This is a genomic window from Pseudomonas sp. N40(2020) (assembly GCF_014472415.1).
Classification (GTDB): domain Bacteria; phylum Pseudomonadota; class Gammaproteobacteria; order Pseudomonadales; family Pseudomonadaceae; genus Aquipseudomonas.
The window spans coordinates 1-25310 of record NZ_JACSZV010000023.1 but is presented as its reverse complement, the minus strand read 5'-3'; the positions used below and the strand labels follow the sequence as shown (position 1 = coordinate 25310).

Genomic DNA, 25310 nt, shown 5'->3' with positions numbered 1-25310 from the left:
GCTGTAGGAAGGATCTTTTTTTCATGAAAGCCCTCCAAGGACGAACAGCTTTTGGCCAGACTCCCCCGGCCGAACCATTACAAGGAAGAGAACATGGACGTAAAAGTGCCGCAGCGACTGGATCCGCAGGACATCGTGAAATTGCTTATGGCGTTGCGCCGCGCGTTGAAAGCGCAAACGGCCTGAGCCGTTACCCTGCTCGTTCCCACGCTCTGCGTGGGAACGATCATGAATCGAGCACACACAAAAACGCCGATGACTATCACTAGCCATCGGCGTTTTCACATCTTGAAGGGTTCACTCAAGCGTCAGATCAGAACGCCGGCAGTACCGCGCCGTTGTACTTCTTCTCGATGAACGCTTTGACTTCCGGGCTGGTCAGGGCTTTGGCCAGTTTCTGGATGGCGTCGCTGTTCTTGTTGTCCTCACGGGCAACGAGGAAGTTCACGTAAGGCGAATCAGCACCTTCGATCACCAGCGCATCCTTGTTCGGGTTCAAACCGGCTTCCAGCGCGTAGTTGGTGTTGATCATGTCCAGATCAACTTCCTTCAGAACGCGTGGCAGCAGAGCCGATTCCAGTTCCTTGAACTTGAAGTTGTGCGGGTTTTTGGCGATGTCTCTCGGGGTTGCCAAGGCGTTTTTCGGGTCTTTCAACTCGATCAGACCAGCCTTCTGCAGCAGGATCAGAGCGCGGCCGCTGTTGCTGCCTTCGTTCGGGATGGCGATGGTTGCGCCGTCCGGCAGTTCAGCCAGCGTCTTGTACTTGCTCGAGTAGCCACCGAACGGTTCAACGTGCACGCCTTGCACAGTCACCAGGTACTTGGACTTGTCGTCCTTGTATTTGCCCTGGTTGAAGCTGTTCAGGTACGGCAGGGTCTGGAAGTAGTTGGCATCCAGACGCTTTTCGCCCACCTGTACGTTCGGCTGCACGTAGTCGGTGAAGACTTTGATTTGCAGATCCACGCCTTCTTTGGCGAGGGTCGGCTTGATCAGCTCAAGAATTTCAGCGTGCGGCACCGGGGTCGCCGCGACGACAAGTTTCTCGCCGGCCTGGGCCAGGGAAGCCGTCAGAGCAGCCGCCAATGCGGTAAACAACAGAACCTTTTTCATGCAGTGTCCTTATCGAAAATCACGGTCGCTGATGGCGACGGCATCTAATACGTGTGCCAGTGAAGTGATATCGCTGGCGTGAGGCGGACAATACCGGGATTTTTTATTCCCGGACAATAACGTTTATTCAGCTTCATATTCCATTTTGTTCATGTTGAACGAAATGGTTACAAACGCTCGCTCAAACTAATCAGCAACTCTTTCAACGCCTTACGTTCGCCAACGCTGCCACCGATGTTGATTTGCGTCACCAGCCGTTCGATTTGAACCTGCGGGCCAGACGCGTCGGGCAGGTTCAGATGCTCCGGCAAGATCTCGTCGCCGGTGCTCACCAGCAAGGCAAAGTGAATGACGTTTTCCAGCTCACGGGTGTTGCCCGGCCAGCTATGTTGCTCCAACAGATGCTGCGCCGCCTCACTGATCAGCGGCACCGGCAGGTCCAGACGCTGGCTGTAGATGCCGAGGAAATACTCGGCCAGCGACAGGATGTCGCCGATTCGCGCGCGCAGCGCCGGCAACTCCAGCTGCCCTTCACTGAGGTAATGGTAGAGCCGCTCGTGGAATTTCCCGGCGTCCACCGCTTGCGCCAGATCGATGCTGGTCGCCGCCACCAGCCGCACATCCACCGGGCTCGGCTGAGGCGCACCGACGCGGGTGACTTCGTGGTTTTCCAGCGCTGCGAGCAATTTGATCTGGATCGGCAGCGGCAGGTCGCCGATTTCATCAAGGTACAAGGTGCCGCCATTGGCCGAACCGAACCAGCCCGCACGACTGCTGGCCGAACCGCTGTAACTGCCGGCGGCATAACCGAACAGCTCGGCATCGGCGTAGGTCGGGCTGATCGCGCCGCAATTGACGGAAACGAACAGACCACTGCGATCACTGGCGCGGTGTATGTGCCGGGCGAGCAGTTCCTTACCGGTGCCGGTCTCGCCGCGAATCAACACCGAAATCGAGCGTGGCGCCAGTTGCTCAAGCTCTTCGCGCAACTGGCGCGAACGCGGATCGACGAACACCAGCGCTTTGGCGCGAATGCTCAGGGGGCTTTTTTCCGCATCGGGAAAGGTCAGCAACGGCTGACCGAAAGTATCGAAACTCATGGCAGACTCCCGCCCACAACCGCCGGCAGACGGGGGCGCTTAAAGAAACAGGAAAATCAGGCGCGACGTCGAGCGTTATGTTCCATGCGGTTTTGCAGGCGATAGAGATAGGCAAAACCCTGCTCCCAACGCTGATGCCCGGACTTCACATTGATGTGTCCGGCACCGGCCAGAATCCCCGCCTCTGCGCCCCAGTTACGCGCCAGCTCCAGAGCACGCGGCGCGCTGACGGCGGCGTCGTTGTCGGAGCTGACGACCTGGCTGGGGAACGGCAAAAGATCGCTCGGGATCGGCGCGAAATTGCGCAGCGCCGGCGCGCAGGTCGGGCGCTCGACATCCGCTGGCGCGACCAGCAAGGCACCGCGTACCTGACGCAGGTATTGCAGCGGCGCGGTCGCCGCCCAATGGGCAACGGTGACGCAGCCCAGGCTGTGCGCGATGAGGATGACCGGCGTGCTGTCGGCGGCAATCGCCTCGGCCAGCGCGGCGACCCAGTCTTCACGGCGCGGGGTCAGCCAGTCGGCCTGTTCCACCCGCGCACTGTTCGGCAGGCTGTTCTGCCAGTGGGTTTGCCAATGATCTTCTGGCGATCCTTGCCAGCCCGGCACAATCAGGTAGCGAATTGATTCGTTGCGCATGGGGAGCTCTCCTGCGTGTCTGTTCCTGGTCGAGTATAGGGAGAGGATTTATATTCGTTAAGGAATAAGAAGCTATTTATTAAGACCTGAAAAGCATATCTCTGTTTTGTGTAGGAGCTGCCGAAGGCTGCGATCTTTTGATCTTGATGTTTAGAGGCAAGATCAAAGGATCGCAGCCTTCGGCAGCTCCTACAGAGGAAGGGTGGGAGATAAATCGGAGATAAAAAAAGGGCCGCACCCTGCCAAGGAGACGGCCCCGGAAAATCGAAAATTCTTCTACCGCGCCGTGATCACCGACAACTTGGTAATCCCCGCCCGCTCAATCGAGGCCATGGCCCGCGCCACTTCCCCGTAATTCACTCCGTCATCCGCCTGCAACTGCACGCGCACTTCCGGGTCTTTGGCCTTGGCCGACTTGAGGTTGAACTCCAGCAAGTCCGGTTGAATTTCGTCCTTGTTGATAAACAGTTTGCCGGCGCCGTCGATGCTCACCACCAGCGGGTCTTTCTGTTCAACCGGCGCGACCGCTTCGGTCTTCGGCAGGTTGATCGGTATCGCGTTGGTCAGCAGTGGCGCGGTGACGATAAACACCACCAGCAGCACCAGCATTACGTCCACCAGCGGCGTCACGTTGATCTCGCTGAGTACCTCATCACTGTCTTGCGTGGAGAAGGCCATATCAGGACGCCTCCTTCACTTTTGCTGTATCCCCGTGCGTGGCAACCTTGTGCGCCGTCGGGTGGATCAACACGCGGAACGCACTCTTCTGCGCCAGGCTGTAGAAGTCGTGGGCAAAGTCATCCAGATCGGCGGCGGTCAGTTTCAAAAGCCGCAAAAAGTAGTTGTAAACCAGCACCGCTGGTACTGCGACGGCAATCCCCACACCCGTCGCGACCAGTGCCGCACCGATCGGGCCGGCCACCGTTTCCAGGCTCGCCGAACCAGCCGCGCTGATGCCCTTCAACGCTTCCATGATTCCCCACACCGTGCCGAACAAACCAATGAACGGCGACGTACTACCAATACTCGCGACCACCGCCAGACCGGTCTCCAGCGAACGTCGTTCGCGGACGATCTGCTGACGCAAGGCACGCTCCAGACGATCCTGATGGTTAATCGCATGGCTCAAATCATTGGCCTGCGGCGCCTCGCCCACCTGAATCGCCGCGTAACCGGCCTGTGCCACCCGCGCGGCGGCGCCGGGTTGGGTTTCGCTCAACTCGGCGGCGGCATCCAGACTCGACGCCGCCCAGAAGCGTTTGTGAAATTTGCGATCCTGCGCTTTCAGACGGCCGAACTGCACAGCCTTTAGCAGCGCCAGCCCCCAAGTCGCGACGGAAAAAACCACCAGCAGCCAGATCACCGCGCTTTCGATGGATTCCAGTGGAGATGCCAGTAACGTCATGATGTGTTCCCTCGTGTAAACATTTCGCGCGAATTAGGTTTCGGTTTAATGAATCTTGAAATCGATGGGCACGCTGACCCAGCCGTCCTGGGCGACATCACCCTGCTTGGCCGGAACAAAACTCCAACGCTTGACCGCGTTTAATGCGGCGTCGTCGAGTTGCTGCCGGCCACTGCTTTTCTGAATCTGGATCTCACCCGGTTTACCGCTCGCCAGCACATGCACGCGCAGCAACACCGTGCCTTCCCAACCGCGTCGCTGAGCCAGCGACGGATATTCCGGCGCCGGGTTCTTCAGGTATGCGGCGTTGGCCGAGGCCGGCGTTACCGGCGCCGGCGCGGGTGGTGCAGGTGGCGCCGGGGCAGCGGCTGGAGCTGTCGGTTGTGGCGGTGCGGGGGGCTGTTGAACGGCTTTGGGGGCCGGTTTCTCGACTGGTTTCACCACGGGTTTCGGTTTGGGTTTCGGGATCGGTTTCGGTGGCGGGGGTTTTACCGCCAGTTCGTCCTCCACCGGCGGCGGCTCGACTACAGGCGCGGGAGGTGGCGGCTCGACCACCGTTGGCGCTGGCGGTGCCGGGCGCGAAAACTCGATGGTCATCGGTGGAATTTCCGGCGGCACAATCGGCAGCGCCGGGGTTGGATGCTGATTGATCCAGTAGATCACCGCGCCGTGCACCACCAAGGCCAGCACACCGAGCAGGATCGTTTCGCGCCGACTCAGAATGCCTTTGGGCGCACGCTGCAAACGCAGCTGCCCCAACGGCACGCGATGGAGCCGGCCAAGATCGACCAATTCGCCACTCGGCGTCTGACGCCACAGCAATTCCTGTGCGCTGGCGGCGGCCTGGACATTGCCCATTGATACACTCCCTGCGGTCTTTTTTACGTTCTCTGCAAAAACTGCCGATTCACCGTTTGTTGAATCCCCCACGGCGAATCGCTGGGTGAATCATTGGGCTAGACGCTTATCTCCGAAAGTAATCTTTAACGTTATGGATAGGCGTTTATGGAATATGAGTTTTGATAAATTACGCCAAAGCCACGCGCCACAAGGGCTGTAGGGATGGACTGAAAAACACATGCTTTTCAGGCATTGAAAGTATTCACACAGCGCATTGATTTCGCCTGTCGGGGCAGCATCACGCAGCCCCTTGAAGGATCAATCAGAAGTCGTAGCGACCAGTGACGCCGAGGGTGCGCGGTGTGCCGAGCAGGCCTTCATAACCGCCGTTGCCGCCGGTCCACAGGGTCGTGTAGTAGGTTTTGTCGAAGGCGTTTTTCAGCCACAGCGAGACGTCCCACTGGCCCTGATTGAAATCGCCGCGAAGGCCGGTGGAGAAGTTGACCACCGCGTAACTCGGGATCTGGCCGTAGTCGGAGTCCTCGACCGTGCCCACCGCTTTTGAGCGGAACGCGTAGCTGGCGGTGACGTAGGGTTCGAAGCCGTTATCCAGATTCCATTTGTATTCGCCGTTGGCGTTGCCGATCCATTTCGAGGCGCCGACCACTTGATGGCCGCTGAGGTCGCAAGAGGCCGGCGCTCCCGGCGCCTGGCTGACTTCCGGAGGGCACGGGGCATCTTTGTACGAGAGGTAGCTGACGTCGTTATAGGAGCCGTTGATGTTCAGGGTCAGTCCACGTAGCGGGATCACCGTGCTTTCGAACTCGACGCCGCGCGAACGCACGGAACCGGCGTTGGTCAGGTATTGCACACGGTTTTCGGCGTCGTAAGCGTTGGTCTGGTAGGCGTTGACCTGCGTCCAGAACACATTGGCGTTGAGTTGCAGACGGTGATCCCACAGCGTGCTTTTGAAACCGAGTTCGGCGTTGTTGGCGCGCTCGGTGCCGATCAGCAACGAGTCGGCTCCGGCCACCGGAGCCGAACCCACCGCCAGGTTGACCCCGCCGGACTTCTCGCCGTGGGACAGTGTGGCATAGGTGAGTACGTCATCGGTGATGCGGTAGCTAAGGTTGAGCAGCCCGGACGGGCTGGAGCTGTACTGGTTCAAGTCGCCGGAATCGTAGACGCCCGCCCGCCCGCGTCGCGCTGTTGCGGCAGCACCGGTGACCGTCGCGCCACCGACCGGGGCATTGCGCGTGACCCAGGCGCTTTTTTCTTCATAGGTGCCGCGCACCCCGGCGGTGAAATCCAGGCGCTCGGTGAGGTGCCATGTGCCTTGGGCGAACAGGGCAAAACTGTCGGTCTTGATGTGGCCGTTACCGACGCTGGTCACATTGGCTAAAGCACCGGCCGGCGTGCCGTTCCAGATATCCGCTTGCGGGCCGTAATAAGCGAAGGACTTGTTGTCCAGATTGTTGCCGAAATAGTACGCACCCACGACGTAATCAAAGAACTCGCCCTTGGGCGAGGCCAGACGAAATTCCTGCGAATACTGTTTGTCTTCCACCGACACCCCGGCGTTGTAGCTCGCCGGCACGTTCAGACCATCGTCGTTTTTCGGGGTGAAATTCCAGAAACGATAGGAACTGACCGAGGTCAGGGTGAAGTCGCTCGGCAGCGTCCAATTGGCCTCAACCGACGTGCCGCCCTGATGCACGGTGACGTGTTGGTCGTTGTCCAGATTGACCTTGCGGTGCGAGCCATTGACCAGCGTCGCGCCGGCCGCATTGGCTCGTGACTCGTAGAGATTAACGCCGTTGATGGTCGGCCCGGTGTTGTACAGCACGCGAGTGCCGGCGCTGGAGTCCTCTTCGTTGTAGTCGCCAATCCAGCGTAAGTTGAAGTCTTCGTTGGGCTTGAACAGCAGTTGCGCACGGAAGCCGTCGCGTGAACCGCCGTTGAGGTCATGGCCGTCGTATTCGTTCTTGATGTCGCCGTCGCTGCGCGTGCGATACGCCGAAAAACGTCCGGCGAGTTGGTCGTTGAGCGGCCCGGAAATCGTGCCCTTGGTCTGGAAGTAGCCGTCCTCGCCGACCGAGGTTTCAATGCTGCGCTCCGGGGTGAAGGTTGGTGCACGGGTATTGATGTTGATCACCCCGGCCGTGGTGTTTTTGCCGAACAGCGTGCCTTGCGGCCCACGCAAAACCTCGAGCTGTTCGATGTCCATCAGATCGAAAACCGCCATCCCCGGGCGGCCCAGATAGACGTTGTCGATGTACAGACCGACGCTGCCTTCCAGGCCATCGCTGGCCGGGTTGTTGCCCAATCCGCGAATCGACACGCTGGACTGGCGCGCATGCATGTAGGCGACGTTGACGCTGGGCACCAGTTGCTGCAAATCCTGAATCCGGTAGACCCGTTGCGTCTCCAGGTTCTGCCCGCTGACCACGCTCATCGGCGTCGGCACATCCTGCGAACTTTCTTCGCGGCGGCGAGTGGTGACGGTCACCGTTTCCAGTTGTGAGCTGTTAGCCACAGGTTTGCCTGCTGGAACCGGCGCCGGGGTTTCGGTATCGGCGGCGTAGCTGTGAGTCCAACTGGCGCTCCCCGCCAGTAACAGAGCCAGAGGCAGGCGTTTGAGCCGTCGTGGTGTGAGGGGTGACGCAAGGTTCAACGGACTCATGGCGCGGCTCCTGGTCAAAAAACACACAGACATCTTCAGCGCTGCATATTCTTTTAAGTTATTTATTTATGTATTTACAAAGATTTACTGCATAAGAGATTGCCTTTATAAGGAGTCGACCTAATGCATATCCAATGCATTTCCCGGATATTTTTTATGTGAAAAATGCATATCGATTTGCGTCAACTTCGTCACTTCATCGCCCTGGCTGAACAACGCAGCTTCGTCGCCGGCGCGCAGGCGGTGAACCTGTCGCAGTCGGCGTTCAGTCGCAGCATTCAGGCGCTGGAACACAGCGTCGGCTGTCAATTGGTTGATCGCGGGCGCAAGGAATTGCCACCGACCAAACAAGGCCAGGTACTGCTCGAACATGCGCGGCGGCTGGTCAGCGGCGCGCAGCAGATGGCCAACGAGATCAGCCAGTTCAATGGCCTCGAGGCGGGGGAGTTACGTTTCGGTTGTGGCCCTGCGCCAGCGGCGGGATTGGTCCCGAGGGCGATTGGCAGCTTTATCGGGCGTTACCCGAAAGCGCGGGTGCAGTTTCAGGTCGATGACTGGCAGAGCTTGAGCAAGCGCCTGCTCAGTGAGGAGTTCGAATTCTTTGTCGCTGACACGCGGCACTTCGAGGCTGATCCGGATTACCTGACGCATCGGCTGCGCCCGCGCAAATGGCATTTCTGCTGCCGCGCCGGACATCCGCCGAGCGGTTTTGATCGGGTCTCGGCCGAGCAATTGATGAGCTACCCGCTGGCGGTGAGCATCCGTCCGCCGAACCTGCGCAAGGTCATCGTCGACCTCAGCGGTCGGCCGGATTTCACGCCGAATGTGGAGTGTGAAAACAGCTCCAGCCTGTTGAGTGTGGTGCTGCGTTCGGACGCAATCGGGATTGTCGGCGCGTATTCCGATGCGCTGCATCAGGCCAAGGGAGATCTGGTGTGTTTGAAGATCGAAGGTCTGGCCGATGATCTGGAAGAGTTGTACACCCGCTATGGGATTGTCAGTCGGGCGGGGTATCGGCTGTCGCCGCTGGCTGAGGCGATGATTGAGCAGATCAAGGCGATTGATGCGGTGGATGAAGAGGTGTATTCACTGGATGGGCTCGCTGTCTGATCGGTCGCTATCGCTGGCAAGCCAGCGATGGCGTCAGCCCAGTCGCCGATGCATCCACTGCATAAAACCCATTCCCCAAATGCACTTGCCGAACACCCCCACCGAAAGCGAAAACCCTCGCCTGTCTCTCTGACCGGTGAACCCCATGTCCCTGCCTGAAAAACCCGTGCGCAACGTGCTCTACATCATGTGCGACCAACTGCGCCGCGATTACTTGTCCTGCTACGGCCACCCGCATTTGCACACGCCGAACATCGATCGCCTGGCCGAAGCCGGGGTGCGTTTCAGCCGCGCTTACACCCAAGGCACGATCTGCGGCCCGTCGCGGATGTCGGCCTACACCGGCCGCTATGTCAGCAGCCATCAAGTGGCGTGGAACGCCGTGCCGCTGCCGCTGGAAGAGCTGACCATCGGCAATTACCTGCGCCCCCACGGCATTCGTACTGCGCTGGTCGGCAAGACCCACGCCACAGCTAATGTCGACGCCCTGCAGCGACTGGCGATCAACCCCGCAAGCGCACAGGCCGAAGTGCTCAACGAGGTCGGCTTCGAACCGTACTTTCGCCACGACGGGATCTTCCCCGATGACCCGCTGTTCGACGACAAACGCGAATCCGCGCCCTACACCCATTACCTGCGCGAACAAGGTTTCGACGGGCGAAATCCCTGGCACGACTGGGCCAACGCTGCCGAAGGCGAGAACGGCGAAATCCTCAGCGGCTGGAAAATGCGTAATGCACATTTGCCAGCACGAATTCCCGAGCAACACTCAGAGACTGTCTACACTACCAATCGAGCCATCGACTTCATCACCGAGCAAGGTGAGAAACCATGGTGTTTGCACCTCTCGTACATCAAACCACACTGGCCCTATATCGTACCGGCGCCATACCACGCCTTGTACAGTACGAAATCGATTCTCGAACCGGTCCGCGCGACGCCCTCCGAAGCCAGTAAACACCCCGTATACGCTGCCTTTCGCCAGCATGAAGTAAGCCTCAACTTCTCCCGCGATTCAGTACGATTGAATGTAATCCCGACCTACATGGGCCTGATCAAGCAAGTGGATGATCAGCTCGGACGGCTGTTCGATTTTCTGCAAAGTAATGGCCGCTGGGATGACACGCTGATCGTGTTCACCAGTGATCACGGCGACTTTCTGGGCGATCACTGGCTGGGCGAGAAGGAGTTTTTGCTTGAGCAAGCGGTGGGCGTGCCACTGATCGTGCGTGATCCTCGGGCGGCAGCGGATGTCACTCGCGGAACAGTCGATGATCGACTGGCGGAAACCATCGACGCGTTGCCGACGTTTCTTCAGGGGTTGGGACTGCCGCAGGCGGAACATCGACTGGAGGGCCGCTCGCTGATACCGCTTTTACACGGCGAGAATCCGGATTGGCGCCGCTATGCAATCAGCGAATATGACTACGCGTTTCAAGCGCCGGCGCGGGAGCGACTGGGTCAACCGATTGACCGTTGCCGCATGACCATGGTGCGTAGCGAGCGTTGGAAATACCTGGCGTACGACGGCTTCAGGCCACAGCTGTTTGATCTGCTGAATGATCCGCAGGAATTGCGTGATTTGGGTGAAGACCCGGCTTACGCGGCGGTGCGCGAGGAGCATGCGGGGTATCTGTTTGAGTGGGTGCGGGGGTTGAAGCGGCGTACCACCATCAGCCATCAGGAGATCGATTTGCGCGGGCAGCGGTTTCGCTACGGAGAGCCGGAAACCGAGAAGGTTGTTCAGATTGGTGTCTGGTAGCGGGAAGAACCCCTCACCCTAACCCTCTCCCGGAGGGAGAGGGGACTGAATGGGGGATATTTCAGAGGTACACCGACCTGATCGTGCTTCACCGAATCCATAATCGATAAGGTCTTTCAGGTCGATGCATAACGCGAGACAACTCGGTCGGCTCCCTCTCCCTCTGGGAGAGGGCTGGGGTGAGGGGCTTTTGATCTTCAGTCACGACCTTTGATCGTCTGACTACGCTGCCCCGAAGCCCCCACAGGCACTTCCCCCTTCAACGTCACCCGACGCACCACCCGATCCTGGGTGCCGTAATCATCAATCGCGTAATGCTGGGTCGAGCGGTTATCCCAGATCGCCACATCACCAGCCTTCCAGCGCCAGCGCACGGTGTTTTCCTGACGGATTACATGACTCTGCAACAGCCCGAACAGATGCGCCGAATCCGCTTGCGAATAACCCTTGATGCGTTTGACGAAATGCCCCAGCAGCAAGCTCTTCTCGCCGCTGATCGGGTGGACGCGCACCACCGGGTGCTCAGTCTCGTAAACGGTCGACGTGAAAATTTTGCGATAGCGCTCAAGCTTCTCCGCCGAGACGTCCGGCTTGGCGCTGGCGTAGTCGTATTCGTTGCTGTGCACGGCGACCAGTTTGTCGGCCAGTTCACGCAGCTCGGACGGCAGTTCGTTGTACGCGGTGGCGGTGTTCGCCCACAGGGTGTCGCCGCCGAACGCCGGAGCGACTACCGAGCGCAGGATCGAGGCTTTCGGGTAGGCATCGACGAAAGTCACGTCGGTGTGCCACGAGTTGGCGCGCTGACCCTCGGCACCGTCCAGTTCCAGCAGATAACGAGTGCCCTCACGCGACGGCACGGTCGGATGCGCCACCGGCTCACCGAGCAAATGGGCGAAGGCTTCCTGACGCTGATCGTCGAGTTGGGTCTGCTCGCGGAAGAACACGACCTTGTAATCAATCAGTGCCTGTTGAATGGCTTCGACGGTGGCGGCGTCCAGCTCACCAGACAAGTGCACGCCACGAATCTCGGCGCCGATACGACCGGCCACCGGATGAATTTCCAGCGCATGGACAGCGGGTTTTACAGCGAGTGCGGCATTGCTCATGGGTAGACCCTCATCGACTGCTTGCGGTTGGACGGCAGCGAAACATCGCTCTATCTATATTCTTTTTTCATCTAATAGATAATCACATGCTTCGTTGACGGAATAAGAGCTTGCATTTAAAACCTCTAGCAACCCTCGTCGCAAATGCCTTCGAGCTATTTTTAGGATGCCGGAAAAGCATATGGATCTTCGCCAGTTGCGCTACTTCATCGCCCTCAATGAACATCGCAGTTTTGTCCGCGCGGCGGACGCGATGGGCATCACCCAACCGGCGTTCAGTCGCAGCATTCAAGGGCTGGAGCAAGAGTTCGGCTGCGTGCTGGTGGATCGCGGCAACAAGGATTTGCGCCCCACGCCCGAGGGCCAGGTGGTGCTGCAACACGCCCTGACGCTGGTGCAGGGCGCGGCGTTGCTGAGCGCCGAAGTGACGCAGATGACCAAGCTCGATGCCGGCGAAGTTCACTTCGGCTGCGGGCCGGCGCCAGCGGTGAAACTGGTGCCAGACGCGGTGGCGCAGTTCATCAACGCGCACCCGAAAGTACGCACCTGCTTTCAGGTGGATAACTGGGAAAAACTCAGCCGCGCCCTGAGCCGCGAGGAGATCGAATTCTTCATTGCCGACATCCGCCATTTTGAGGCCGACCCGAACTTCCAGACCCAGCCACTGACGCCCAAGCGCGGGGTATTTTTCTGCCGGCCGGGGCACCCGCTTTTGGCCAAAGAAAGCCTGTCGACCAACGACATGTTCGACTATCCGCTGGCGGCCACGCTGATCCCGCCGGGCATTCGCAAACTGCTGGCGAACCTCAGCGGCCGGATCGATTTTTCACCGACCATCGAGACCGAGCATTTCCCGGCGCTGGTGAAAGTGGTGCTGCAATCGAATGCGATCGGCATCGGCACGGAAGAGGCGTTTTGCGAGGACATTGCCCAGGGTTCGCTGGTGCTGCTGCACTGGCGCAATCTGCCGCAGAACCTGGAGAGCATGAATGCGCGTTGCGGGATTGTCAGTCGCACGGGATTCAGATTGTCGCCGGCGGCGCGGGCGATGATCGAAACGTTGGTGGCGGTGGACAAGCAGAAAGTCAGCGTCGCTGTTTAGGGCCCTTTCGCGAGCAGGCTCGCGAAGAGGCCTGACCAGACACCAGAGTTTTAGAGCTTGGCTGCAGCGAGTTCAGGCGCCACCCAATCGCTCACCTTGAACGGCTTGCGAATCAGCCGTTGCTGCGCTGCCAGATCCACCTTGTCCTGCAAGCTGCCAAGGAACACCGGGTCCAGCGTCGACGGAAATATCTCGCTCAATTTCTGATCCTGTAGATCCTGGGTCAGGATCACCGGCGGATAACTCGCCAGCCCCGAGACCAACTGCACGTAAGCGTCCTTGTTGCTGTCCTGAGTCAGCCACTCCACCGCTTGCTGCTGAGCCTTGAGCAGTTTCGCCACGGCCTCCGGGTGGGCATCGACGAATTTGCCTGTCCCGACCAGCACCGACTGCACACTCCCCGCGCCACCGAGATCCTTGGTGTTCAGCGGCAGTTCGGCCAAGCCTTTGGCTTGCAGAGCGGCCAAGCCCGAACTGCCCCATGAAGCGTCGATCTGCTTGGCCGCCAGCGCCGCAACCGCCGCACTGAAATCAAGGTTGATGACCTTCAGGTCTTTTTCGCTCAGGCCTTGGCTGGCCAACGCCGCATCGAATGACAACTGCGTCGCTGTACCACGAAAGATCGCCACGCGCTTGCCCTTGAGATCCTGCAGGGTCTTGATCCCCGAACCCGGCACCACGCCCAGATACTGCTTCACGCCACGGGCGCTGGCGCTGAGCAACCGCGTATCGAGGCCATTGGACTTGCCGATGATTGCCGCCAGATCGCCCAGATACGCCAGATCGACCTGACCATTGGCGAACGCCTCGTTGATCACCGGCCCCGCCCCCTTGAAAAAGCTCCACTGAATCTTGATGCCCTGCTCGGCGAAGGCCTTTTCGAAGATTTGCTGATCGCGCAGCACATCGACCACACCGCCGCCACTGTGGTGGGTGCCCGCACTCAGATCGGGCACGGCGATCCTGATTTCCTTTAGGTCGTCGGCGTGGGCGGTAAACGCCAGAAAACCCGCCAGCGCCGGAGCGGCAAACAGACTGATGACACGTTTGAAGGGAAGGTTCATGGGTGCGGCTCCTTGATCACGACGGGCGTTGAGGAGCCGAAAGTAGGCTGAAGGAGCACCTTCGCTTAAATACTATAAATTCACATTTTTATAGCTTTTAGCGCTAAGCAAGCAGCGATAAGGCCTGCAGCGGCGTATGCATTGACAGCATCGAAAATATTCTTCGAATGCATTGGATGCGTGTGGGCCAGAAGCCTTAAATGGTCTGGCTTATCTCCCAATAGCATTAATTTGAATTTTGTTAGATCAATTTTGCATACAGGTCTGTCTGCAACCCGACAACGGAGGTCACCCCATGGCCCGTGATTCCTTGCTCAGCCTGCCGCTGCCGGCGCCACCGCTCAAAACGCGCCGCACGGGGCCAAGCCTCAATCAACGCCTGTTGCCGTGGCTGCTGCCGCTCAGTCTGTTCGCGCTGTGGTGGCTGGCCGCGCGCAACCAATGGATGAGCGAACAGATTCTGCCGGCGCCGTCATTGGTGTGGAACAGCGCGGTCGAACTGTCTCAGGGCGAGTTGTGGGGTCATCTGTGGATCAGTCTGCAACGGCTGTTCTGGGGACTGCTCGCCGGGATTTCGGCGGGCGCCGTGCTCGGTGCCGCGCTGGGCTTCAGCCGTCGCCTCGAACGTTTGATCTTCCCTACTTTCGCCGGTCTCGCGCAGGTGCCGACGCTGGCGTGGATTCCCCTGTTCATGGTGTTTTTCGGCATAGGCGAAGTACTGAAACTGGTGGTGCTGATCAAAGCCATCGTGGTTCCGGTGACGCTGCACACCTTGGTCGGCGTACGCGATGCCCAACCGAAACTGCGCGAAGCCGCCGCCGTGCTGCGCCTGCCGTCGCTTTTGCTGATCCGTCGTCTGGTCCTGCCCGCCGCCCTTCCCGCGTTCATGGCCGGTGTGCGCCTGGCGCTGGCCGCCGGTTGGACATCGTTGCTGGCGGTTGAACTGCTGGCCTCCAGTGAAGGCATCGGGTACCTGATGGTCTGGGCGCGCCAGCTGTTCATGCTCGACATCGTTTTCGTCTGCATCGTGGTCATCGGCCTGATCGGCATGGCGATGGATCGCGGCATCGGTCTGCTGGACAAAAAACTGCTGCACTGGCCACACCCGGCCACCGCCGAAATTCGTCGCGGCCCACGCTATGAAGGCTGGCAGCGGGTGCAACCGTGGCTGCTACCGCTGGGCTTGTTCGCGCTGTGGCAATTGGCGAGCGATCAGCAGTGGGTCGACGCGAACATTCTGGTGAGCCCGCTGGCCGTATTGAGTACAACATGGGACGGCTTGCTCGATGGCACGCTGATCAGCGGCATGGGACTCAGCCTGGGCCGCACCCTCGGTGGTTTGCTGTTGGGCGGTGGGCTCGGTTTTGCCCTGGGCTTGCTGTTGGGCCTGTCGCACATCAGCGAACGCCTGCTCGGCCCGACGCTCGCATCGATCCGCCAGATCGCGATTTTCGCCTGGGTGCCGCTGCTCACCGCGTGGTTCGGTCTGGGCGAATTGGCCAAGTGGGTGTTCGTCGCCCTCGCCGCATTCTTTCCGCTGTTTATCGCCACCCAACGCAGCGTCACCAACCTCTCGCCGCAACTCAATGAAGCGGCGCAAGTACTGCGCCTGAACCTCGGCCAGCGTTTGCGTCGACTGGTGCTGCCGGGCGCCGCGCCGGGGATTTTCGCCGGGCTTCGCCTGAGCCTGATCTACGCCTGGCTCGGCACCATCGGCGCCGAATATTTCATGCCATCCAACGGCGGCATCGGCAGCCAGATGATCGGCGCGCAACAACTGCTGCGCATGGATCTGATCATGGCCGGCATGCTCCTCGTCGGCCTGACCGGCGCCCTGCTCAACCTCATTGGCCAACGCCTGGAAATTCGCGCGACCCGCTGGAGACACGCATGAACGCACCGATTGTCAGCTTCAATCATGTAGGCAAATCCTTCGACGTCGACGGTTTCGAACTGGAGGCAATTCGCGAATTCAACCTGGACATCGCCGAGGGCGAATTCGTCGCCATCGTCGGCTCCAGCGGCTGTGGCAAATCCACGTTGCTGCGCTTGCTGGTGGGCCTCGATACGCAGTTTCGCGGGCAGATCACCGTCGATGGCAAAGCCGTCAGCGGCATCGGTGGCGAGCGCGGCATCGTCTTTCAGGAACACCGTTTGTTCCCGTGGCTGACCGTGGCCGACAACATCGGCCTCGGCTTGGTCAACGAACCGCTGAGCGCTGCGCAAAAGCAGCAACGTATCAACGATTTCATCGATCTGGTCGGCCTGCGCGACTTCACCCGCGCCTATCCGCACCAGCTCTCCGGCGGCATGGCGCAGCGCGTGGCGATCGCTCGCGGTTTGGTCGCCAGCCCACGCATTCTGCTGCTCGACGAGCCTTTCGGAGCCCTCGACGCACTGACCCGTCAACAGATGCAGGACGAACTGTTGGCGATCCGCAACCGGGCAAAAATCACCACGATCCTCGTCACCCACGACGTCGAAGAAGCGATCTTCCTGGCCGATCGTGTGGTGGTGATGGAGCCGCGTCCGGGGCGGATCAAGCAAGTGGTCGACATCGCCCTGCCCCATCCGCGTCAGCGCAGCAGTTTCGACTTCCATCAGTTGCGCGAAGAGCTGCTCCACGAGCTGACCAGCGACGATCATTACCAACCGACCCCGCCAGCACAGATCCGCGATCTGCCGCTGTCGTTCATTGCCTGCTGAACAGGAGTTTTCGATGCCGCAACGTCCCAATTTTCTGGTGATTCTGGCCGATGATCTCGGCTTCTCCGACCTCGGTGCGTTCGGCGGCGAAATCGCCACGTCGCACCTTGATGCCCTGGCCAACAACGGCCTGCGCCTGACCGATTTCCACACCGCGCCAACCTGCTCGCCGACCCGTTCGATGCTGCTGACCGGCACCGATCACCACATCGCCGGCATCGGCACCATGGCCGAAGCACTGACGCCGGAACTGATCGGCAAACCGGGCTATGAGGGCTACCTCAACGACCGCGTCGTCGCGCTGCCCGAACTGCTCCGGGAGGCTGGTTATCAGACATTGATGAGCGGCAAATGGCACCTGGGCCTGACCGCTGAACTGGCGCCACATGCACGCGGTTTCGAGCGTTCGTTCTCGCTGTTGCCGGGCGCGGCCAACCATTACGGTTTCGAGCCGACCTACGATGAACACACGCCCGGCCTGCTGAAGTCCACCCCGGCGCTGTACATCGAGGACGACACGTTCGTCGACGAACTGCCCAAGGATTTCTACTCGTCCGATGCCTTCGGGGACAAGTTGCTGCAATACCTCAAGGAGCGCGATCAGACCCGCCCGTTCTTCGCGTACTTGCCGTTTTCCGCACCGCACTGGCCGTTGCAGGCGCCAGCCGACATTGTCGAGAAATACCGTGGCCGCTACGACGCCGGCCCGGAAGTCTTGCGCCTCGAACGCCTGGAAAAACTCAAGGCACTGGGGCTGATCGAGCCAGACGTCGAGCCGCATCCACTGATCGAGTTGACCGCGCAGTGGGACGCCCTAAGCGTCGAGCAAAAGCAGATTTCCGCGCGGGCAATGGAGGTCTACGCGGCGATGGTTGAGCGCATGGACTGGAACATCGGCCGAGTCGTCGATTACCTGCGCCAGCAAGGACAACTCGACAACACGTTCATCCTGTTCATGTCCGACAACGGTGCCGAAGGCGCGCTGCTTGAAGCGTTTCCGAAATTCGGCCCGGAGTTGATGACGTATCTGAATCAGCATTACGACAACAGCCTCGACAACATTGGCCGGGCCAATTCCTACGTCTGGTACGGGCCGAGCTGGGCGCAAGTCGCCACCGCGCCGTCGCGGTTGTTCAAGGCATTCACCACTGAGGGTGGGATTCGCGTCCCGGCGCTGCTGCACTATCCGCAATTGCCTTTGAAGGGGCAGATCAGCCATGGCTTCGGCACGGTGATGGACATCACCCCGACCCTTCTTGATCTGGCTGGCGTGCGTCATCCGGGCAAACACTGGCGCGGCAAACCGGTGGCGCCGTTGCGCGGTAAATCGTGGCTGGGCTTTTTGTCCGGCGAAACGGCGCAGGTGCATGACGAGCACACGGTGACAGGGTGGGAATTGTTCGGGCGCCGGGCGATTCGCCAAGGGTCGTGGAAAGCGGTGTGGATCCCGGGGCCGGTGGGGCCGGCGACGTGGCAGCTTTATGATCTGGCCAGTGATCCGGGGGAGATTCATGATCTGGCGCTGAAGCAGCCTGACAAGCTCAGCACGTTGATCGGGCATTGGCAGCAGTATGTGGAAGAAACCGGGGTGATTTTGAGTGCTTCGCCGTTTCAGCCGGATTAGATGTTGCCTGACAGATTGCATTCGCGAGCAGGCTCGCTCCCACATGTGGATTCGTTAACCCGATCCAATGTGGGAGCGAGCCTGCTCGCGAAGAGGACGTTGAAAATCACCCATCAGGCCCGGGCTGTACGCACCTCTTCACTCACCACTTCGGCCTGCCGAACAAACCGGTTCGCCCGCCCGAACGTCCCGAAATCATTAAATCGAACCCCCATCTCCCGCATCACCCTGTGCGCCACCGGCACGGTCATCTGGCGGATGTAAAACGGCTCCTTCACCACAAAATGATGAATTCCGTGACTGCTGCCAAAGTTGAAGCAGAACGCCTGCAACGGCCACAGCCACCACGGGTTCAATACCTGACATTGCTGCAGCACATTGCCCGGCTCGACATCACCGTAGTAATGCATGTTCGAACTGATGAAGTGCAGGCAAAACGTGCGCAGAACATTCGGGCCGATGATCACCACGGTGGCGATATCGATCACCTGCATCACCGCCAGCGTGGTCGCCGACCATTCGATCGGCGAACCCAGCAGATAGGCGATGCCATTGGCCGCATGAAAGCCCAAAAACACATACCACGCGCCCCAATGCACCAGCGCCAGCGGCGCGTAGACCTTGAACACCCGCTTGAGAATGCTCCACTTGTGCGCCCAGGTTGACGCCCGCAGCAAACGGATGAAGGCCGACATCATGTTGTCGCCGACCATCAGCAGACGCGCAAAGCCCCATGGTTCGCCGTTGGTGATCGCGCGCTCTTCCATGTCGGCTTCAGTGCCGGAGACCTTGTGGTGATTAAGGTGCAGATGACGGCGAATCCACGGATTGATCGTACTCGGCCGCGCCAGCCAGACCAGGCCCATCATCAGGTTGTGCGGCACGCGCTGTTTGCGGAAATACATGCTGTGAATCAGGTCGTGCTCAAGTTCATGGGTCAACGACGCGAAAAACGCGTTGAGCAGCAGGCATATCCACCAAGCCATGTGGCCAGTGATGTACAGCGCTGCCGAACCGATCATCCCGGCCAACGCGAAGGCCAGAATCCCCGCGCCTAGCGCATCCTGATGCTTGAGAATCGGGTAACGCTCACGCAGTTCGATGCCCTTGGCCAGCACCACTTCGCGAATATGCGCTGATCGCTGGGCAGCATTGTGTCGCGGGGGACTTGCAGAAGTACCGTCCATGCTTCCATCCTCTGAGTATTGATGTTCGCATCCTGCCTTGCATGGGTGCGAAACACGGTAGCCGAGAACGCCAACCTGTTGACCGGAAGCGCCAATCAGCATGAAGGAACCGACCTCCCTCGCCAGTTGGACCCGTGCCTTGCGCAAGCAACTTGATGCGCTGGGGCTGGACAGTATTGACCTGTGCCAAAAGGCCGGGCTTGATCCACAGCTGATGGACGATCCCAACGCCCGCTATCCGCTGTCCGGTACCACGCGCCTGTGGGAGATTGCCGTGCAGGTCAGCGGCGATCCGGCAATCGGTTTGCGCGTGTCACGATTCGTCAGCCCGACTACGTTCCACGCGCTCGGTTATGCGCTGGTGGCCAGCGGTAGTTTGCGTGAGGTGTTCGAGCGCATCGTGCGTTATCACCCGGTGGTCAGCGATGCGCTGGAACTGGATCTGAGCCGCAGCGACGACCGCTATCTGTTCCGTCTGAAGATACCGTCAGGCAATCCTGCGCCAGCCTTCGAAGCGATCGACGCCTTTGCCGCGATCTACGTGCGCACCTGCCGCAATCGCCTCGGCCGTGATTACGCGCCGCTGGCGGTATACCTGCGCCGCACAGAACCTGTCGATGCGCATCAGTGGCACAAAGTCTTTCGTGCACCGGTGCATTTCGCCTCCAGCGAAGATCGCCTGGAATTCGCCATCGAGGACTTCGACAGCCACCTCGACGACGCCAACCCGGAACTGGCCGAACACAATGAGGCGGTGCTCGAACGCACCATGGCACAGCTCAAACCGCTGACCTGGGAGCGCAAGGTGCGCGACGCCATCGAAGAACAACTGCCCGAAGGTGAGCCCAGCGCCGAACGCATCGCTCAGGCCTTACACCTGAGCCTGCGCAGCCTGCAACGGCATTTGGCCGATGAAGGTTGTCGTTTCGATACGCTGCTCAACGAAAGCCGCGAGAACCTCGCGCTGCTGCACCTGCGCGATCCGCAGTGTTCGTTGAGTGAGGTGAGCTATCTGCTGGGATTTGCCGACACCAGCAGCTTCAGCCGCGCGTTCAAGCGCTGGACGGGGATGACGCCGGGGCAGTTTCGCGATCAGTTGCGCTGAACGTCAGCCTTTAATCAGGCTGCGCTCCATACCGGATGACCATTGTTCGACCATTGCAGTACCCACATTGGCGAATGCAGGATGAGTGACGCTGTACTCAGACATTTCATCCATTGCCACTCGCATGCCGTCAGCAACTTGCTGCAGTAATTCATTGCAACGAGCCTCAGTCAAATTGCAGGCCGTACGACCAAATCGCATCAGCATTTTGTGCTTTGGCCAAGCTTTCGAGCCGCCTAACAGCAACGCCATACTGTCATTCTTAATGTAAACCGAGGTGGTGATGATGTCGTAAGCCGGCGCAAGCCTGACTGCAGACTCCTCGCCACAATTTTCGTACAACACACCGAAATTTTTCAGATGCGCGTCGCCATTTTTCAGCCCTGCAGACAAAGCTACAATTTTGAAAAACGCTTCCAGTGCCTGATTGAGCAATGCAGGTGAAACAAACGCTTTGATCTGCCGGGCCGCACCTTCGTAAGAGCCGTCGTATTTGGCTTTCGACGGCCAGCCGTTGAGCACGCAGAAGTCTTCAAAACCGAGGTAGCCCGTAGCGCTCAAGTCAAAGCGCTCGATAACCAGAAACTTGCCATGCTCGCTGAGCTCGAACTTCGGCACTTCAAGCCCGCTGTGTTGCGCGGCACGCATGCAAAAGTATTCGTTGGTTGCCAACTGCGGATATTCATCGGCACGAAAAGCTTTGACCAAGTGGGTAGACCCTCGATGAGTCAGGCGATCAATGGCCGCCGCACTGTCACGTACCAGCACTTTGGGCTGCACACCTGATACTCCGGAATAATGACCATAGGTTTGCAACAAATCCTCGAACAGGTCTTGCGCACCATCGTGCACCAGCAGATCAGCCAGCGACGTTTCGGGTGGGCGATCCGTCGTCGATGCGCTGGCAATGGATAACCGACCGAGCTGATAGGGGCCGACAATGGCCAGCAATGCAAAATCATCAAATCCGCGAACCGCTTTACTGAAGCGCCGAACCAGCTCATCACGTAGCGCACCTTCCGGCAGATTCATCTCGAAAACCGGATGGATGCCATGCTCCCAACCATAACTTTCCAGCCGGGACGGCATTGTCAGTGACACGGCGTTTTCGGCACTGGTTTCTTCGCGGTAACTGAACACGCTATCAACTCGCGCTTGCCCGCGCCCCAGAGTGCCTGCCGCTTGCCCGCCGACACAGACGTTCAATCGATCCGTCGACTCAGTCATGGAAATTTACCTTTTGCAGCGTATCGAGTGTCGGGCGCCGGGACTGACGCGGAACCGCCATCAACTCATAGCCGAACCCGTTCAGGATCGCTTCTACTTTGCGCAATCCGATTTCGGAGACCGTGTTGTTTTCGATTCCCGAGATCGTCGCGCGACTCATACCGTATTGCTGAGCCAACGCCTGTTGAGACATGTTGTTCGCCTTGCGCAGGGCTCTAATCAATTCACCAAGCTGTTCCATTGCCATTTCCTGCATTACTTACGATGCAAATAGAATTATTTAATTAACTTTGCATCGTATTTGATGCACTCATTGAACAAGGTTAGCCTAATTCCGAGTGATCAAGAAGTAATCACTGGCTCACCACAAACCCCAGCTCAAAAACAGTGCCCGCCGCATCACTGCTCACCCGCACCTGCCCGCCATGCAGTTGCATGATCGATTGCACAATTGCCAACCCTAATCCGCCCGAATCACCCGGCTCGGCGCGGGCCGGGTCGACGCGGTAGAAGCGGTCGAACAGTTTGCCCAGATGCTCGGCGCCAATGGCCGGGCCGTGGTTGTGTACCTGCAACCAGCAAACGCCCGGCTCATCGCAGCGACGCAGGCAGATCGAGGTGCCTGGATCGGCATGCCGCACCGCGTTGGCGAGCAGATTGCCGAGGGCACGTTGCAGCAGTTGCTGGTCGGCGCGGAGCTCGCCGTGCAACTGGTTTTGCAGACGCAGGTCGCGGTCGTCGGCCAGCGCTTCGAAGTAATCACAGAGTTCGCCACCCACTTCCTGCAGATCCAGGCTGCGCAGGTCGAGCGCACGCTCGGCCTGTTCGGCGCGGGCGAGGAACATCAGGTTTTCCGCCATGCGCTTGAGTCGCTCGAACTCTTCCATGTTCGACGCCAGCACTTCCTGATATTCCGCCGTGCTGCGCGGGTGATTGAGTGCCTGGCCGTTGCTGGCGAGCAAGGTGTGCAGCGGCGTGCGGATCTCGTGGGCGAGGTCGGCGGAGAACTGCGACAGGCGCTGCACGCTGTCCTCCAGACGCGCCAGCATGCTGTTCAAGGCTTGCACCGGTTCGAGCAATTCGGCGGGTGTATTAGTGGCGGGCAAACGCTGATCGAGACTGCGCAGATCGATGCCGCGCACCGCTGCGCTTAACTGGCGCAACGGTTGCAGACCACGGCGCAGCAACAGCAACCCCAACGCAAAAGCGAGCAGCGCGCCGAGCCCGATCGCCAGGTACAGCCGCATGCGATAACTGGCGAGCATCTGCTCGCGCTCGCTCAACACCTTGCCGGCGATCACGGTGAGCGACTCGCCGCTCGGCCCTTGGGCTTCGCCGGACAACAAGGCCACCTCCGCACCGTCCGGCGCCTGCCAGGTCAGCACGTCACGGCGCTGCGGCGCTTGATCGCGAGGGATGGCGTTGAGCGCCGGTAATTCGCGCTGGCGCGGGTTGATGCTGATCACGCTGGAGCCGTCGGCGCGTCGCACCAGCAACAGGCTGTCGAGATTGCCCAGCATGTTCTGGTACAGCCGTGGCCGCGCCTGCAAGGCGTCGAGGCTATCGCTGTCGGCGAGCAAGGCGCGTACCTGCTCCAGTCGACCGAGCAAGGCCAGATCGTCGCGCCAGGCGATTTCCGCAGCGAGCGAGCGGTAAAGGAACACACCGATCGCGCTCAGTACCAAGGCGCAGACAACGGCGAACGCCAGCGCCAGGCGCCAGGCGATCGACCTAGAGCGCATCGTCAGGCGCTTCCAGTTGATAGCCGACGCCGCGCACGGTGTGGATAAGTTTCGGCATGTACGGATCGTCAACCTTGGAGCGCAAACGACGCACTGCGACTTCGACCATGTTGGTGTCGCTGTCGAAATTCAGGTTCCACACTTGCGAGGCAATCAGCGTGCGCGACAACACTTCGCCCTGACGACTGGCGAGCAAATGCAGCAGCGCGAATTCCTTGTTGGTCAAGGAAATGCGCTGGCCGCCACGACTGACGCGGCGGCGCAGCACGTCGATTTCCAGATCGGCGATGCTGTACGACTCGGCCTCGCGCATCGGCCCGCGCCGCAGCAATGTGCGCACGCGCGCGAGCAATTCGGCGAAGGCGAAGGGTTTGAGCAAGTAATCGTCGGCGCCCAGTTCGAGGCCGCGCACGCGGTCTTCGATGGCGTCCTTGGCGGTCAGGAACAGCACCGGCGTGGCGCCGCGCTGGCGGATCAGTTGCAGCAATTGCCAGCCGTTGAGGCCCGGCAACATCACGTCGAGGATGATCAGGTCGTATTCCTGCTGCTCGATGAAATAGCGCCCGTCGAGGCCATTGAGCGCCACATCCACGGCGAATCCGGACTCGCCCAGTCCTTTGGCAAGGAAACTGGCGGTTTTGGCTTCATCTTCTACGACCAGCAAACGCATGGCACACCTCGATTGATCAGGCACACAGGCTAGGCGCCTTCGGCGGCGTTGCCCATTACAAACTTGTAATCCGACTGACGAGGTTCTGACGAAGTCCGGCGGCTAAGGTGGCGACCTTCGCTTTCGGAGCCTGCTCATGACCGTCAAATACCTTGTTGCCAGCCTGGCCATCGGCCTCAGCGCCGGCGTTTTCGCCGCCCCTGAACTGCCGCGCCACGCTGATCTCGACCTGAAAACCGCACGCCTGCTGGCCGATACCGCGATGGGCAATTGTACCGGCACGGTGTCGGTGCTCGACCGTGGCGGCAACTTGCTGGTGACGATGCGTGGCGACGGTGTCGGCCCGCACAACACCGCTGCCAGTCAGCGCAAGGCCTACACGGCGCTGTCGACGAAAACCCCAACCCGCTTGTTCGCCGAGCGCGCTCGCAGCAACCCGGAAACCGCCAACCTCAACACCCTCGACGAATTGCTGCTGCTTGGCGGCGGCATTCCGCTGTTCGCTGGCAATGAATTGGTCGGCGCCATGGGCGTGGCCGGTTCCGGTGGCGGCGAGCAAGACGAAACCTGTGCCACCCGCGCCGCCGACAAGGCCGGCCTGTCCATCACCCGTTCCCAATAAGGAGTTTCATCATGACGACCCTGCGCATGACCTTCGCCGCACTCGGCCTGAGTGCTTTCTCAAGCCTGGCCCTGGCCGCCGGCAACCCGCTGAGCGTCCACGTGCTCAACCTGGAAAATGGCCTGCCTTCGCCGGGCGTCAACGTGACGCTGGAAAAACACGTCGGCCAGAACTGGCAGCCATTGGCCGAAGGCACCACCAACGAACAAGGGCGCATCGCCGAACTGTTCCCGGCCAAACAGCCGTTCGAAGCAGGTGAATACCGGGTGGTGTTCAAGACCGGTGAGTACTTCAAAAAGACCAAACACGAAACGTTCTTTCCGGAGATTCCGGTGATTTTCGAAGTGAAACAGACGGATCAGCACTATCACATCCCGTTGCTGCTGAGCCCATATGGTTTCTCGACCTATCGCGGTTCCTGAGCCACACAAAAACCTCCTGTAGGAGTGAGCCTGCTCGCGATGCGGAGTGTCAGTCACACATTTATCGACTGACACTCCGCATCG

Annotated in this window: 23 protein-coding genes; 9 read left to right on the top strand and 14 right to left on the bottom strand. The window is 59.8% G+C overall.

The features are described from left to right. Nucleotides 1-313: 313 nt before the first annotated feature. The 7 genes from IAI51_RS16075 to IAI51_RS16045 form a co-directional block, all read right to left on the bottom strand. Nucleotides 314-1111, bottom strand: coding sequence for a MetQ/NlpA family ABC transporter substrate-binding protein (locus IAI51_RS16075; protein WP_187679364.1), 798 nt, complete (start codon nt 1109-1111; stop codon nt 314-316). A gap of 167 nt (nt 1112-1278) precedes the next feature. Beyond that, nucleotides 1279-2211 (bottom strand): sigma 54-interacting transcriptional regulator, encoded by a 933-nt coding sequence (locus IAI51_RS16070; protein ID WP_187679363.1) that lies wholly within the window; start codon nt 2209-2211, stop codon nt 1279-1281. Between the two features lie 56 nt (nt 2212-2267). After that, a complete protein-coding gene (locus IAI51_RS16065; RefSeq protein WP_187679362.1) occupies nt 2268-2849 on the bottom strand; it encodes an alpha/beta hydrolase in 582 nt (193 codons plus the stop codon). A gap of 276 nt (nt 2850-3125) precedes the next feature. Further along, nucleotides 3126-3527, bottom strand: a complete 402-nt coding sequence (locus IAI51_RS16060; protein ID WP_003220570.1) for an ExbD/TolR family protein — start codon at nt 3525-3527, stop codon at nt 3126-3128. Nucleotide 3528: 1 nt separating this feature from the next. Beyond that, a complete protein-coding gene (locus tag IAI51_RS16055) occupies nt 3529-4254 on the bottom strand; it encodes a MotA/TolQ/ExbB proton channel family protein (protein ID WP_187679361.1) in 726 nt (241 codons plus the stop codon). Between the two features lie 45 nt (nt 4255-4299). Further along, a complete protein-coding gene (locus tag IAI51_RS16050) occupies nt 4300-5112 on the bottom strand; it encodes an energy transducer TonB (RefSeq protein ID WP_187679360.1) in 813 nt (270 codons plus the stop codon). A gap of 304 nt (nt 5113-5416) precedes the next feature. After that, complete coding sequence (locus IAI51_RS16045) at nt 5417-7777, bottom strand: TonB-dependent receptor (RefSeq protein WP_187679359.1); 2361 nt, start codon at nt 7775-7777, stop codon at nt 5417-5419. Nucleotides 7778-7942: 165 nt separating this feature from the next. Here IAI51_RS16045 and IAI51_RS16040 point away from each other — a divergent pair, with 165 nt between their 5' ends. Both IAI51_RS16040 and IAI51_RS16035 read left to right on the top strand, forming a co-directional pair. After that, nucleotides 7943-8887, top strand: coding sequence for a LysR family transcriptional regulator (locus IAI51_RS16040; protein ID WP_187679358.1), 945 nt, complete (start codon nt 7943-7945; stop codon nt 8885-8887). A 145-nt stretch (nt 8888-9032) separates the two neighbouring features. Further along, complete coding sequence (locus tag IAI51_RS16035; protein WP_187679357.1) at nt 9033-10649, top strand: alkaline phosphatase family protein; 1617 nt, start codon at nt 9033-9035, stop codon at nt 10647-10649. Between the two features lie 197 nt (nt 10650-10846). Here the strand turns inward: IAI51_RS16035 and IAI51_RS16030 are convergent, their stop codons facing one another. Next, the gene (locus IAI51_RS16030; RefSeq protein WP_187679356.1) at nt 10847-11755 is read right to left on the bottom strand and encodes a TauD/TfdA dioxygenase family protein; all 909 of its coding nucleotides are present in this window, start codon (nt 11753-11755) and stop codon (nt 10847-10849) included. Nucleotides 11756-11936: 181 nt separating this feature from the next. Between IAI51_RS16030 and IAI51_RS16025 the strand changes: the two genes are divergently transcribed. After that, a complete protein-coding gene (locus IAI51_RS16025; protein WP_187679355.1) occupies nt 11937-12857 on the top strand; it encodes a LysR family transcriptional regulator in 921 nt (306 codons plus the stop codon). 50 nt (nt 12858-12907) lie between these two features. On the opposite strand, the gene IAI51_RS16020 is transcribed toward IAI51_RS16025, so the two are convergent. Next, nucleotides 12908-13921 carry an ABC transporter substrate-binding protein gene (locus IAI51_RS16020; protein WP_187679354.1) on the bottom strand — a complete coding sequence of 338 codons (1014 nt, stop codon included), beginning with the start codon at nt 13919-13921 and terminating at the stop codon, nt 12908-12910. Nucleotides 13922-14216: 295 nt separating this feature from the next. On the opposite strand from IAI51_RS16020, the gene IAI51_RS16015 reads away from it, so the two are divergent. From IAI51_RS16015 to IAI51_RS16005, 3 genes are read left to right on the top strand one after another with little or no spacing between them, the layout of a single operon-like run. Then, a complete protein-coding gene (locus IAI51_RS16015) occupies nt 14217-15815 on the top strand; it encodes an ABC transporter permease (RefSeq protein ID WP_187679353.1) in 1599 nt (532 codons plus the stop codon). After that, on the top strand, nt 15812-16627 hold the full coding sequence (locus IAI51_RS16010; RefSeq protein ID WP_187679352.1) for an ABC transporter ATP-binding protein: 816 nt from the start codon (nt 15812-15814) through the stop codon (nt 16625-16627). The genes IAI51_RS16015 and IAI51_RS16010 overlap by 4 nt, the downstream gene beginning before the upstream one ends. 13 nt (nt 16628-16640) lie before the next feature. Beyond that, nucleotides 16641-18251 carry an arylsulfatase gene (locus IAI51_RS16005; protein ID WP_187679351.1) on the top strand — a complete coding sequence of 537 codons (1611 nt, stop codon included), beginning with the start codon at nt 16641-16643 and terminating at the stop codon, nt 18249-18251. A gap of 113 nt (nt 18252-18364) precedes the next feature. On the opposite strand, the gene IAI51_RS16000 is transcribed toward IAI51_RS16005, so the two are convergent. After that, entirely contained in the window at nt 18365-19438 is a 1074-nt protein-coding gene (locus tag IAI51_RS16000) for a fatty acid desaturase (RefSeq protein ID WP_187679350.1), read from the bottom strand. Nucleotides 19439-19538: 100 nt separating this feature from the next. Here IAI51_RS16000 and IAI51_RS15995 point away from each other — a divergent pair, with 100 nt between their 5' ends. Next, on the top strand, nt 19539-20543 hold the full coding sequence (locus tag IAI51_RS15995) for an AraC family transcriptional regulator (protein WP_187679349.1): 1005 nt from the start codon (nt 19539-19541) through the stop codon (nt 20541-20543). Nucleotides 20544-20546: 3 nt separating this feature from the next. Here IAI51_RS15995 and IAI51_RS15990 read toward each other — a convergent pair whose 3' ends face one another. The 4 genes from IAI51_RS15990 to IAI51_RS15975 form a co-directional block, all read right to left on the bottom strand. Beyond that, nucleotides 20547-21770 (bottom strand): type II toxin-antitoxin system HipA family toxin, encoded by a 1224-nt coding sequence (locus IAI51_RS15990; RefSeq protein WP_187679348.1) that lies wholly within the window; start codon nt 21768-21770, stop codon nt 20547-20549. Next, nucleotides 21763-22011, bottom strand: a complete 249-nt coding sequence (locus IAI51_RS15985) for a helix-turn-helix domain-containing protein (protein ID WP_187679347.1) — start codon at nt 22009-22011, stop codon at nt 21763-21765. Before IAI51_RS15985 ends, IAI51_RS15990 begins: the two co-directional genes overlap by 8 nt. A 112-nt stretch (nt 22012-22123) precedes the next feature. Beyond that, the gene (locus IAI51_RS15980; protein WP_187679346.1) at nt 22124-23512 is read right to left on the bottom strand and encodes a heavy metal sensor histidine kinase; all 1389 of its coding nucleotides are present in this window, start codon (nt 23510-23512) and stop codon (nt 22124-22126) included. Then, nucleotides 23502-24182, bottom strand: a complete 681-nt coding sequence (locus IAI51_RS15975) for a heavy metal response regulator transcription factor (protein ID WP_187679345.1) — start codon at nt 24180-24182, stop codon at nt 23502-23504. Before IAI51_RS15975 ends, IAI51_RS15980 begins: the two co-directional genes overlap by 11 nt. Nucleotides 24183-24318: 136 nt before the next feature. On the opposite strand from IAI51_RS15975, the gene IAI51_RS15970 reads away from it, so the two are divergent. Together IAI51_RS15970 and uraH are read left to right on the top strand one after the other, a co-directional pair. Continuing rightward, nucleotides 24319-24804 carry a GlcG/HbpS family heme-binding protein gene (locus IAI51_RS15970; RefSeq protein ID WP_187679344.1) on the top strand — a complete coding sequence of 162 codons (486 nt, stop codon included), beginning with the start codon at nt 24319-24321 and terminating at the stop codon, nt 24802-24804. A gap of 11 nt (nt 24805-24815) precedes the next feature. Then, complete coding sequence (uraH, locus tag IAI51_RS15965) at nt 24816-25226, top strand: hydroxyisourate hydrolase (RefSeq protein WP_187679343.1); 411 nt, start codon at nt 24816-24818, stop codon at nt 25224-25226. Nucleotides 25227-25310 lie beyond the last annotated feature (84 nt).